The sequence below is a fragment of the uncultured Brachyspira sp. genome (assembly GCF_910588665.1).
GTDB lineage: Bacteria > Spirochaetota > Brachyspiria > Brachyspirales > Brachyspiraceae > Brachyspira.
In genome coordinates, this window is sequence record NZ_CAJUPR010000017.1 from 1 (window position 1) to 13,469 (window position 13,469).

A 13,469-nucleotide genomic window follows, 5' to 3' on the forward strand; every position below is an offset into this window, starting at 1 on the left:
ATATAATCATTAACTGAAGGAAGTTCTTCTTTAATTTCTTCTTCTTTATTATCTTTAATATCTTTGATTTCTTCAATTATATTTTCCGTATCTTTTTCATCTTCTTCTTTATTATCTTCTGTCTCTAATGAAAGAGTATTTTCTTCTTCTGTATCAGATTTATTTTCAGATTCTTTATTTATTTCTTCCTGACTGATAATATATTCCTCATTCATTTTTTTGAACTTAGATATATAATCATCATCTGATGAAGCTTCTGCATCGCTGTTCTCTGACTCTTTATTATCAAGCATTTTAGATATATAATCATTAACTGAAGGAAGTTCTTCTTTAATTTCTTCTTCTTTATTATCTTCAATGTCTTTGATTTCTTCAGTTACATTTTCCGCATCTTTTTCATCTTCTTCTTTATTTTCTTCTATCTCTAATGAAAGAGTATTTTCTTCTTCATTTTTTTTATTATCTTCATTATTCAAATAGCTATTATACATTTCCTTTTCTTCTTCGGATAATTCATTTTCTGAAGATGAATCTACTTTATCCAAATAGCCTTCATACATAGCTTTATCTTCTTCTGTTAAATCTTCTTCATTATTGATAATCTCTTCTTCTTTATTTTCTTCATCTTCCAATATTGCATACTTTTCTTCAATTTCTTCTTCAGATTCTTTATTATCTTCTGTGTCATTGATTTCTTCTGTATCTCTATTTTCTTCCTCAATTATTTCTTCTTCAGCTGCTTCTTCCTCATCTTCTAATCCTTTATTTTCATTCATATAATTATCATCTATCTCTTCCAATTCATCATCATCTACTTCAGAAAAATCATAATTATTTTCTCTGTAATCATAAGTTATATCTTCATTATTACTTTCAGATGATTCCGATATATTAATATCCCTAGTTATTAAATCAAGTTCATTGCCTGATAACTGTATAACATCATCATCGTCATCAATCTCATTTATATAATTTGCTTCGTCTATATAATCAACATTATCTATATCAGGTACTATAACATTTTTATCATTATATAATGCATCAGTTTCATATTCTTTTAAATTATCTTCTTTTATAAACTCTATTTCCTCTGTATCTTCATCTTCCAATTCAGGTAATTCTAAATCATCATCTATAGTTAATGAGTTATCATCATAAGAGTCTATAGAAATCCCATCATCTAATTCCGGTATTACTATTTCATCTGAAATATCTTCTTTACCAGATGCATTATTAAAGAAAGTATTTAAATCAAAATCTTCAACTATATCAAAAGATTCAAGTTCTTCTTCTGTTAAACTATTTTTTTCATATATCTCCCTCATAAGAATATCTTGCTCTTTGGAATATATATTTTCAACAACATAATTTTGCTCATCAGAAAATACGGCATCTTCCAAATCTATATTATCTTTTGCATACGATGTTCTTTTTACTTTTGTACCATCTTCGTTTTCTATTAATGTATATTTATCCAATGATAATTCATCTTTTGAATCATTTTCATCAATAGTGTTATCCTCTTCAAGCGAAGGAGATTCTTCCAATTCTTCAAGTATATTATCAGAATCTAAAAGCTCTTCATCGCTGTAATCGGGCATATCTAAATCAGATGTATTATCAGAAGACTCTTCTTCAATATTATCATCTTCAAGCGAAGGAGATTCTTCTAATTCTTCAAGTATATTATCAGAATCTAAAAGCTCTTCATCGCTGTAATCGGGCATATCTAAATCAGATGTATTATCAGAAGACTCTTCTTCAATATTATCATCTTCAAGCGAAGGAGATTCTTCTAATTCTTCAAGTATATTATCAGAATCTAAAAGCTCTTCATCGCTGTAATCGGGCATATCTAAATCAGATGTATTATCAGAAGACTCTTCTTCAATATTATCATCTTCAAGCGAAGGAGATTCTTCTAATTCTTCAAGTATATTATCAGAATCTAAAAGCTCTTCATCAGTATAATCTTTCATTTCCAAAACAGATTCTTTTTCAGCTTTTTCCAAATGTTCTTCTATACTATTTAATTCTTCTTCATTTAATTTTATAGCTTCATTTGTAATATTTTCTTCATTATCAAAACTGTATAAAATTTGATTCTCTATATTTTGAAGGTCTTCCAATTCTTCATCTATATTATTTAAATTATCTATATCGCTTTCTTCATCATTGTATAATATATGATTTATATCCAGAAGCTCTTCATCGCTGTAATCTTTCATGTCTAAAGATGAAGAATCTTCTTCTTCTGATAAATAATTATTATCTTCTTTTACTATATTGTCAGAAGTATTTTCTTCTCCGTCTAAAAGATTTACGCCGCTGTCTTCTTCAGCATCATCAAGAGGATTCTCTTCTTTAAAACTATTATCCAAATTAAAATCTTCAACAGTTTCTATATTGCTTAATTCGTATCCTTCTAAAGACTGCTCTTCGGATTTTTTATGTATATCAATATCTTCCTTAGAATATATATTATTTATTATGTCAGATTTATTATAATTATCATCTTTTTTTTCTAATTGTACATTTTTATCATCATTCTTAGAGGGAAATAATCTGGACATATCTATTTCAGAATCAATAAAATTATCCGCCACTTCTAAATCGCTTTCAGACAAGCTTAAAGTTTCCTCTAAGTTTTTATAATTTTTATTTTCTTCTTCGGAATATGCAGCACCTGATATTTCAGATTTATTATCAGTATTAATTTCTTTTTTATATTCTGTTGTAGTTAATTTGGCGTATATTTTAGGACTGTCTCTATCTGTATTTCCTATTGATACTACAGGAAAATCATTTTCATTAATTTCTATAATTTTATTGAATAATTTATTTATATCATACTCGTTGAGCGAGATGTCTTTATTATCTTCAAAAATACTATAGAATTCTTTTTCCACTATCAATTCTCTTCATAATTTTTTCTTATAGTTGAATATTTTTTCTGTATATTAATAACAGTATCATCAATTATCGGCATATTATAGTCAAATCCAATAGGCAGGTATGCTGTTTCCGTCAAGCCTCCGCAAATTTCTAAAACTTCAGATATTGAAATTCCATATTTACAATAATATACTCCCTGATTAACAACGGCTCCTTTTACTGTAATACTAATTAATTTATCATTCGTTTTTATGTTTTTACAAAAAATATTTATAAATAAACCAAATACAAATATTAATAATGTAAAAGATAAGCAAAGCATTCTATCTCTCATAATATTATCGGATACTTATGTATATAACTATATAATTTTATTAGATGATATCATTCTTTTTACTTGTAGTCAAGATTATGAAATATTTTATTAATTTTAAAAAAATTATAATATTTATGCTTGATAATTTACATAATAGTATTATACTCTTAAAAATATAATATTTATTTCCGACAATAGATAAAAATAAAATTATTAGGTTATATTATATGTTTGATTTAGATGTTGTAAATGCTTTCAGTAAAGGCACCGTAATCATATTAAAAAGCTACTTCAATTCTAAGGTCGGCAAAGGAGATGTAAGAATATACAGAAATGCCAATCATGTAGGCGGCGTTATAGTTTTTGTAGGCATTACGGGAGATTTAAGCGGAAGACTTATGTTTAATATGAATAAAGCAACTGCTTTCAAATTGGCATCTGCTCTTAATATGGAATCCATTACAACTATAGATGATATATTTATAGCAACCATTAAAGAATTTGTAAATATGGTTGCAGGCAGTGCAATAAATGATCTGTCAACAAAACATATAGATCTTGATATGACTCCTCCAGCCATACTTATGAGCGAGCAGATGTCTATGCTTGAAAGAGAAAATGATAAAATATTGTCTGTAAGTTATAAAACCGAACTTGGAGAAATATTTATGAATCTTATATTATTTAATCAGGCTAACTAATAAATTTGTGTCTAAACTTGTACAATATTCTTTATTAATATTTATAGCTGCATTATTCATTAAAATAATAGTTAATAAAATAATAATTATAGTAAAATCGTATAAGTTTTTAAATAAATATTTTAAAGATGATAATAAACTTTATTCTGTAAAAGAGGTATCTGAAGCATTTAAATTAGATGAAGATCATTTCTTAAAGCTTTTATCTATACTAGAAAAATACAAATATTTTACTTTTTTTAATAAAAAAGGCGTTACTATGATTAAAGAATACTATTCAAAGTATGAACTTAAATATTTAATAAAACTTTTAAGCAAAAAACAAAAATTAAAATACTAAAATACTTTTACATTATTTCTTTTATAAATAAATCGCTGGATGCAGATAAATCAATTACTTCAAGTCCGCCGCTTACCGTACCGTCAAGATGCTTAACAATAGAAAGTACGGGTCTTAAAGGCAGATTAGGATTTTGTTCTATTACTCTTCCTATGCTTCCGTTTGACAGCTTAACTCTTGTATTATTAGGATAAAAGCCTACAGCCTTTTGAAAAGCTTTAACAACATCACTGTCAAAATCTTTTTTAGCAAGCGATATTATAACTTTTACGGCTTTATCAGGAGAAAAAGGTACTCCATGCTCCCCTTTTGTTATAAGATTATTAAAAGTATTACAAATAGATACTATTTTACTGTATAAGCTTATATCTTTATTATCTTTTTGAAAAGGATATCCTGTTCCGTCATACTTCTCATGATGCTCAAGTACAATATCAGCTATATTATCATCTAAATTATCTCTTTTTACCAATTTATAGCCTTGTGTCGGGTGTTTTTTCAATATGGCTTCCTCTTCTTTTGTAAGATTAATTTTAGTTAATAAGCTTTCCTGAATAAGAACTTTTCCTATATCATGAACTAAAGCTCCAAGCATAATATTAGACATATCAACTTTAGTAAGATTCAATTCTCCTGCTGTAATGGCAGATAATGTTGCAACATCTACGGCATGTTTATACATAGTCTCATCTTTTCTTTTAAGCATAGACAAATAAGAATGTGCATCTTTATTTTCAACAATAGAAGAAAGCATATTATTAACTTCTTTTTTCATAGCATCAAAATCTATACTGCCTCCGCTTTTTGCAATATTATATAATGATTTAGTCTTTTCTACCGTACTTTCATATTTCTTGCTAATTTCCGCACTGTCTATTTTTAATATTCTTTTTCCGTTTTCCTCAACTATTCCTCTTACAGCAGCTTTTTTTCCGTCTCCCGAAGTATTAACTGTATTTTCTTTTTTTAAATCTAAAAGTTCTATTACGCTTACTGAAGTAATAGAGTTTCTTTTTAAAGTTTCTATAATATCTTTTGTAATTACAGTTCCAATATCTACTATTCTTTTTTCATCACTGTTATATATATTGCTAGCTATTTTCATTCCCTCTCTTACTTCATTTAAAGGTATAGTAATTTTTGCCATTTAATATCCTCGCTATTATGTATCAGATTATATAATATCATATAGTTATATATTATCAAGTAGAATTATGTTAATTTATTATGTTGCTTTTCCAAATCTTATTGAAGTTACATTATACTTATTGAATCTCAATATGAACACAGCAAGCACTCCCGCCATAAATAATGACATTATAATTAAATAATTTGCTATAGATTCTGCAGATTCATTTTTAATGCTGTTAAGTCTTTGCGATTTAGAGTTTATGCTTTCATCTATAGCATTTGCTTCAGATATATTGCCTCTTTCCATTAATGATCCCTTTCTCATTCTAAGATTATCTATCTCCTGAATAATACTGTCAGCTTCTCTTTCTTTTTTAATCTTATTAAACATAGTATATCCCCAAGTACTTATTCCTATAATTGATAAAACGGAGGTTATTATAATTAATACAAATATTGCAAATTTTCTTTTTTTTATACTTAAATTAGATATATTTAAAGATTTTGATTTTATCTCTTCAATATGATCTATAAGTTCTTTAGATTCAGGATAAGTCAATTTAGCTTCCTCTATACATGAGAGCAGATTAACCATAGATTTATATCTTTCAGATCTTTGAAAACCTAAGTAATATCTGTCTATTTCTTTTATTTTATCCTCCACAGTATGCTTAGCGGTTTTAGGCTTAAAAAAATATGATTTCTTCTTTTTATTTCTTTTACCTGCATCTTCTTCGGATTCGTCAAGTATTAATTCAAGATTTGCATTATTTTCATAATCTTCATCATCAGAAGAACTTATATTTTCATTATCAGTAAAGCCCCTGTCCAATTTCCTAATACCGCCCAATGTGCTTCCCTGACTTACTGTATTGCCGTCCCTATCTTTAACCTGAACTCTTATTCCAAATGTATTTCTGAACATAGCTTCTACGCTTTCAACACTGGTATCTTTATTAACAACAATAAAAGCTTTCTGATTCTTTCTTGGGTCGGATATTTCAAATAACTTAATATTATCGGATTTATGAGCTCCTTTATATATGCCTAAAGACACTCCAAATTCTCTGTCAAAAGCATCAAGAAGCTTAGATACCGACATATCTAATGTAATCTTCATAATAAAAACTCTCAAGCGAATCTATTTTATCATATTTTATAATAAATATAAACATATAACTATAAAAAAAGAAAAAATATACAACATAATACTTGATTTTTATTTGCTATAATTTATAATTAAACAATTAAAAAAAATCTTGATTCATGTAATTTTAAAATTACATATCGCCGAGATGGTGAAATTGGCAGACACAGCAGACTCAAAATCTGCCTGAGGCGACTCAGTGAGGGTTCAAGTCCCTCTCTCGGCACATTAAATTACTATAAATGAGTGTGCTTATGAATTACTCAGCTATAATAATAGATGATGACAATAACAGATTAAATAAAATAAAAGCTGTTTTAGAAAGTTCTTCAATAAATGTGTTTATAGCTGAAAATCTGTATGAACTTACATGTAAAATATATAAATACGGCGTAAAAATTCTGGTATTTAATCCTAATCTTGTATGGATTAATGTAATAGAATTTATTAATGAACTTAAAAAAATGCCTAATTTTAACGAGTTTACAATATTTTTTTTATATGAAAATATTGATATAGATCTGAAAAAAGAGGCTGAAAAATATAATATAATATGCATGAAGTATCCTTCTCATATAAATAAATTAGTAAGAAGAATAGAATCCCTATGACTCTATCATAAATTTTATAAAAAAAGTTGTACCCTCTCCCTGTATTGATTCAACATCTATAGTACCGCTATGTTCCGATATTATTTTTTCTACAGTGGAAAGACCTATTCCCGTACCTTTTTCTTTTGAAGTAAAATAAGGCTCAAATATTTTATGAATATTATTTTTTTCTATTCCTATTCCTGTATCCGTTATGCTTATTATAAAAAATTCATTTAAATCTATAATCTCATGATATGAAGATATATATATTATAGAACTTTTTGACTGCTCCATAGCTTCTAAGGCATTTTTTATCAAATTTCTAAATGCCATTATCAGTTTTTCTCTATCCATATTAATAAAATAATCATGCCTGCTTAAAATCACATTAAACTTTACAGTATTAATATTTTTAAAAGAATCTAAAACTTCAAGCAATGCGGCATTAACAGACTGCTTATTATTGGAAAGCTTAATAGAAAATGAGAATTCGGAAAAAGATTTTATAAGATTAATAATAATATTGGCATTCTTTATTATAATATTTGCAGAATTCTTATATTTCTGCACATCATTATCCGTCATATTTACAGATATTTTTCTTTCTATAAGTTCAGCATTCATAATTATAGGCATAAGAGGGTTTTTTATTTCATGTGCTACTTTAATGGCAGCTTCTCTCCAAGTTTCAAGTCGGGCTCTGGTATTTTCTCTATCCCTATGATATTTCAATGCTCTGGCCATTACATTAAATCTATGTATCAGATTCCTCATATCATGAACACCTCCAAGCTTCATATCTATATTAAAGTCCGCATTTGTAATAGAATTAGTTGCATTTAATATCAAACTCACAGGTCTGGTAATAAGTCTGGAAAGAATTATTCCGAATATTATTGAAAAAAAAGCCGATATTCCCAGTATAAATATATATAAAATACTAAGTATAATAGAAAATTCATTTGCAAACATACTTACGGAATTATATATTCTAAAAGCCTCCAAAGCATTATTTCTTATTTCTATATAATTTTTAGACATAGATTCAGACCATATTACATAATTATTGCCGTATGATAACGGTATAACGGCATTAACATAAAAAAATCCGTTGTACTCGCTATTAATAAATAATATATCCTTATTTTCTAATTTATAATTAATATCAAGCGGTATATAATTTGCAGAATTAAAAAAAATTATATTATTTGCATTATATGAGTTTGATAAAAAAACTATATTATTAAAATACTCAGAATCGTCAATTATTTTATTTATAATTTCATAATCCATCTTTCCAACTTCTAAACTCCTATATAAATTATTAAAATACTCTATTCCTACTTTTTTAATAATATCCGACATAAATTTCTGCTTATCTATTATTTCTCTGTTTGAAAGATCTACAATATAAGAAACAGAGCTGTTGATATTATGATCTAAAAATAGATTCAAATTAGTTTTTATTATATATGTAGATATTTTGCTTAGGAACAAGCTTGGTATTACGGTCATAAGTACTATAATAAGAACTATAACCAATTTTAAATGAGATCCCTCCTTCTTCATTAAGGCATCGGTAATAAATTTAATTATAAATATAATTCCGATTATAATGCTTGTAAGCGGAAAAAATAATACCGAAAATATATAAAATTGATTGGTAATATTAGGCTCATATATAAAGCTGCTTATCCAAACTGATGCCACCAAATTTACCAATATAAAAAAAGATATCAGACTCGGAAATAATATGCCGTACCTAGACTTTACAGCCAACAATAATTTTTTTATAATATTCATAATTTATTATTCTTTCAGTATTTCTCTTAATATATTTTTCATATCATCTATTTTTTTAAGCTGCATCGCATTTATTGAAATTTCCGAAGCAGAATTAACATTATCTATATTATCATCTATAAACAGGCATTCATCTGCTTTTACTCTGAATTTATTTAAAAAGTATTTATAAATATCCTTATCAGGCTTAATCATTTTAATATGAGCTGAAACAATTCCGCCGATACAAGTATTGTCAAAGAAATCCGTTTCTTTCCTTAATGCCTCAAAAGTTTCACAAGGCATATTTGTAAGATAATATATATTATAGCCTTTTTTTTTATATTCCTTCAAAAGAGAAACATTATTATTATTTTTATTAAGACATAAAGTTAATGAGCTGTCAAATAAACTGTCAATGATTTCTTTATATTTAGGATTTATATTTATAAATAATTTTCTTGCATCTTCAAACGGCAAATCCCCTTTATCCATCAAATGCCAATTTTCATTCATAAATGTATTTTGCAAAAAGTCTTTTTTATCCTCTTCGTCTATATATTTATTAATAAAGCCGTAAACATCAAATTCATAAAGCACATTTCCGACATCCGATATAATATTTTTAATCATAAATACACCCTTTTATTTTTTAATAAAAATAATTTTATTATTATATTTTCTATGAATTGTTTGTCAAGCATATTTGTAATTATATGATATATGTTAATAATTAAGGTATTGACAAATAATAAAAAAGAATTTATATTGTAAATAACTCTGCTGTTCTCGTCAAACGATTGTACATTCTTGCGCCAGTATAGATTAATGCATAAGGGATCTGGAGCGGAGCATTAATGATAGGCTCGCCAATTCGCGATACGGTTTTGAGAAATCAAGGTCATGTTTCTGAGGAACCCACCTGACGCTAAAAGTCAGGCGCATTTATGTCATATACGGCTCAGCGGAGCTTTTATTTTATCAATATTCACTCAATAAATCCATAAATAAAAACTTTCAAGTAAAATTTACTTTATCCGATAATTAATCGTAGTTTTTTATATATTTTGTATAAAACAATTTTTTATTAAAGGCATAAACATTATGAATGAAAACATAAAGCAGAAAATAATGAAAACTATTTTAAGTTTGATGATATCTTTTCTTATTATATTTATAGCCGCAATGTTTGCAAGAGCCGCAAGCAATACAATTTTACCTGAAAATAATGTTGCAACAGTATTTATAAATGATTATTTGGATATGATGATGCAAAGAGTAGATAAAATTGCAGTAAAAATGAAGATAAAAAGAAACAGCGTATCCGAATATCAAGTTAATTTAATAACTCAGTCGATATCAGACTATGTAGGCTACAGCATGTATCAGACTGCGGATTCTCTAAAAGATTTTAATCCGAATAAAAATGTTTCAAAAACGCAATTGGATAAATATAAAAACGGCTATTATAAAATGACGCTTGAAAATCCGTATTTAAGAGGAATGACTGTTTTCAATACCGATGGAAAAATGCTTCTGAATTTATATATGTCAAGAAATAAATCATGGCCTTTGGAACTTCAGGATAATTTAGTAAAAGAAATTAAGACAAAAGGATCTTTGGTATTAAACGCCACAAATGAAAATACATTCTATATAATGGAATATATAAAAAATCCTTACGGAGAAATAATAGTTTCAACTAGAAACGATTATGCATATGTATCAGATATAGCTATGTACTATCAAGTAGCTGATAAAAGACTTTATATAAGCGATGCTAGAAACTCAGTTTATAATGTAAGAGAAGCGGTGGGAGACAATAATATAGAAAAAGTTTCAAGCGTTATAAATAAATATGCATACTATAAAAAACAGCCTAGCTTTACTGTTAATGATTCGCTTTCTGTTTCTATGATAGGAAAAGAATATCCTAATTACTTTGAACTTATAGTATTAGCAATAACAGCTCTTTTAATATTGGCATGTAAGTTATTAATTAAGGCAATAGCTTATTTCTTTAAGTATATTATACAAGTTAAAAATGATAAAGATTATATTAAAAGCATAAAAGGAAATGATGAATTAATAAATAAAAATATTATAAACTCTTCATTGCCTAAATCCAACCCTATAGAAGAAATGCCGCCTATTATAGAAAAAGTACATTATAAGGTGCCTGAGCAATATTTAAAAGAAAACAGCAGCTTGCAACATAAAGATAATTTTAATATAGGAAAAAATATAATGAATATAGTGTCGGCTATAAAAGAAGAAATAAATTTATGCAGAGATAAGCTTTCAGAGTCAAAAAAAGATTTAGAAAATAAAGAAAATGCATCAAATAATAATGATGAAGCCAGCAATGATAATATGGAAAGCGCATTTGCTGGTATAAAAAAAGATCTTATGGAAGAATATAAAAGATCCATAGAAGAATCATTTTTTGAAGACAATATTTATAATACAGAAGAGAATATCTATATTGAAGATATTAAAATATCAGATAAAGAAAATAACGATAATATAGAAGAGTTAGAAGATAATATAGTAGAAGAAGAGAAATTAATATCTGTATATGATCAATTAAAAAATAATTCATCTAAAAATAATTTTATTGTTAAAGATTTATCATCAGATGAAAATATGTTAAAAAATGAAAATAATTCCAAATACAAAGAATATAATAATTTTGATAAAAAAATAGTAAAAAGCGATTTATTATCAAACTATAAAGAAGAAAAGAAAGAATATGCAGAAAGTTTATTCAAATACTCAAGCAATGATTATAGCAATATTAGTATTGATATATTAAATTCATACAATAAAGCTATTGATAATATAAAAACAAAAAATGAAAAAGAAGAAAGCCGCAGAGAAAATACAAAACCGTCCGATTTATATGGTTCTTCAAATTCAAGAACGGATGATGTATTTGCTGCTTTTGATAAAATGCTGTCTTCTATAATAAATAAAGCAGAGGAAGATGCAAAAAAAAGCATAACAAAAAAATAATAGTTATTTAGAGGTGTTATATGTCTGACAAACATAATAAGATATCTATCTTTGTATATTTATCTATATTAATAAATTTAATAGTTCTTGCTTTATTTATCACATTTGTATTCGGTCTGAAAAAAGACGCTTTTGATGTTGATACAAAAAAACTTGATAGAAATGCTTTGATATGTCAGAACAGCATAGTAAATCTTGTAAAAGATTATGACAGCAGATTAAATAAAATAGTAGATAGTTATCCTTTTATTAATCTCATTCAGCAGGTTATATTAAACGGAATAGACGAGGGAGAGAGAGACAGAATTATATCAATATTCAGAAGCGGAAATTATGCTTTTGATACCATTTCTTTATATTTAGCAGACGGTAAATCCGTATTTTCTTCTCCTGTAAAAACTAAGCCTATAGATTTAGAAAGCTATAAAAATTCTAAAGCCATTGCATTTTTTGATAAGGACTATGACGGAGTTTATTTTGTTAAGCCTATACAAAATGACAGAGGTATAGAAGTAGGATATATAGTTGCAAGCGTATTTAAAAAAATATTTGAAAATACTTCATATAATTTAAACTTTGTTGTACTTCCTAACGGTGTTATTTATTATAATCCTTCAATAGATATTAACAGCATATCAAGAGACAGCTTAACTCAATATATGAATAAAGATATATCAAACTCAGGCACTATTGAAGCAGATAACAACACTTTCGCTTTTTATTCAGGAAAAGTTAAGAATATAGATAATTTTAGTATAGGAATATTAGAATTAAATGTACCTATAGTACAGAAATATTTAAAATATATAATATTATCTATTTTATCATCATCTTTTATATTTTTACTTACAGCCTCTTTAATAGAAAGAGAAAAAAAATCTGATATTTTAGAAAATAAAGAAAATTTTAATTTATACAATGAAAGCGAAGATTATATTGATAATTATGAAAATTCAAATATCGTAAATGATGATGAAGAGTTTAATATAGATGATTATAATAATTATATTGAGGCTTTAGACGATGAGAGTATAAAATATTTAAATAAAAGAGAAAAAATAAAAAGCAGCAGTAAAATTGATCTTCCTGATATAGATGAAATTGAAGACATAAAAGCTGAAAATGATGCTCCGATTTTAAATAATGCTGAGAATTATAATGACGAAGCAGTAAAATTAGATGATGTATTGGAAGACGGCGGTGAAAATATAAATGATGATGAAAATATAAAATTAGAAGATTTATCGGCTTTAGACAGCATACTGGATAATGAAGATGATGAAAGTATCAAATTAGAAGATTTATCAGATTTAGAAAACACATTAGAAAATGATGAAGAGAATAACATAGAAGATACTATTGAGGATTTAGAGGATATACCTAATTTAGATGATGTACTATCTGAAGAAAATAATGAAGAAGAGAATAAAGATGCATATCCTGAAATGAAGGAATATTCAGACGATGAGCTTTTAGACTCGGATAATATATTAGATGATGAAGAGAATAACATAGAAGATACTATTGAGGATTTAGAGGATATACCTAA

Annotated in this window: 10 protein-coding genes, 1 tRNA gene and 1 pseudogene; 6 read left to right on the forward strand and 6 right to left on the reverse strand. The window is 26.5% G+C overall.

Annotation, left to right across the window (positions count from 1 at the left end; all coding sequences use genetic code 11):
- Both QZ306_RS09840 and QZ306_RS09845 read right to left on the reverse strand, forming a co-directional pair.
- A partial coding sequence (locus tag QZ306_RS09840) for a hypothetical protein (RefSeq protein WP_295163480.1) occupies window positions 1-2,909 on the reverse strand: 2,909 nt, incomplete at its 3' end.
- A gap of 2 nt (window positions 2,910-2,911) precedes the next feature.
- Window positions 2,912-3,229, reverse strand: a complete 318-nt coding sequence (locus QZ306_RS09845; protein ID WP_295163482.1) for an SLBB domain-containing protein — start codon at window positions 3,227-3,229, stop codon at window positions 2,912-2,914.
- A gap of 209 nt (window positions 3,230-3,438) precedes the next feature.
- On the opposite strand from QZ306_RS09845, the gene QZ306_RS09850 reads away from it, so the two are divergent.
- Window positions 3,439-3,912 (forward strand): chemotaxis protein CheX, encoded by a 474-nt coding sequence (locus QZ306_RS09850; RefSeq protein WP_295163483.1) that lies wholly within the window; start codon window positions 3,439-3,441, stop codon window positions 3,910-3,912.
- 7 nt (window positions 3,913-3,919) lie between these two features.
- A complete protein-coding gene (locus QZ306_RS09855; RefSeq protein ID WP_295163484.1) occupies window positions 3,920-4,252 on the forward strand; it encodes a hypothetical protein in 333 nt (110 codons plus the stop codon).
- A 7-nt stretch (window positions 4,253-4,259) separates the two neighbouring features.
- Here QZ306_RS09855 and QZ306_RS09860 read toward each other — a convergent pair whose 3' ends face one another.
- On the reverse strand, window positions 4,260-5,399 hold the full coding sequence (locus QZ306_RS09860; protein WP_295163485.1) for an HD domain-containing phosphohydrolase: 1,140 nt from the start codon (window positions 5,397-5,399) through the stop codon (window positions 4,260-4,262).
- A 78-nt stretch (window positions 5,400-5,477) separates the two neighbouring features.
- Entirely contained in the window at window positions 5,478-6,503 is a 1,026-nt protein-coding gene (locus QZ306_RS09865; protein WP_295163486.1) for a hypothetical protein, read from the reverse strand.
- Between the two features lie 169 nt (window positions 6,504-6,672).
- On the opposite strand from QZ306_RS09865, the gene QZ306_RS09870 reads away from it, so the two are divergent.
- Window positions 6,673-6,756 (forward strand) — tRNA-Leu (locus QZ306_RS09870).
- Window positions 6,757-6,784: 28 nt separating this feature from the next.
- On the forward strand, window positions 6,785-7,141 hold the full coding sequence (locus QZ306_RS09875; protein ID WP_295163487.1) for a response regulator: 357 nt from the start codon (window positions 6,785-6,787) through the stop codon (window positions 7,139-7,141).
- Here the strand turns inward: QZ306_RS09875 and QZ306_RS09880 are convergent.
- Window positions 7,136-8,926, reverse strand: a complete 1,791-nt coding sequence (locus QZ306_RS09880) for a HAMP domain-containing sensor histidine kinase (RefSeq protein ID WP_295163488.1) — start codon at window positions 8,924-8,926, stop codon at window positions 7,136-7,138. The genes QZ306_RS09875 and QZ306_RS09880 overlap by 6 nt on opposite strands.
- A gap of 6 nt (window positions 8,927-8,932) precedes the next feature.
- Entirely contained in the window at window positions 8,933-9,538 is a 606-nt protein-coding gene (locus QZ306_RS09885) for an HAD-IA family hydrolase (protein ID WP_295163489.1), read from the reverse strand.
- Between the two features lie 471 nt (window positions 9,539-10,009).
- On the opposite strand from QZ306_RS09885, the gene QZ306_RS09890 reads away from it, so the two are divergent.
- Together QZ306_RS09890 and QZ306_RS09895 are read left to right on the forward strand one after the other, a co-directional pair.
- Complete coding sequence (locus QZ306_RS09890; RefSeq protein ID WP_295163491.1) at window positions 10,010-11,920, forward strand: hypothetical protein; 1,911 nt, start codon at window positions 10,010-10,012, stop codon at window positions 11,918-11,920.
- A gap of 20 nt (window positions 11,921-11,940) precedes the next feature.
- A pseudogene (locus QZ306_RS09895) lies at window positions 11,941-13,469 on the forward strand (AAA family ATPase); the annotation flags it as partial.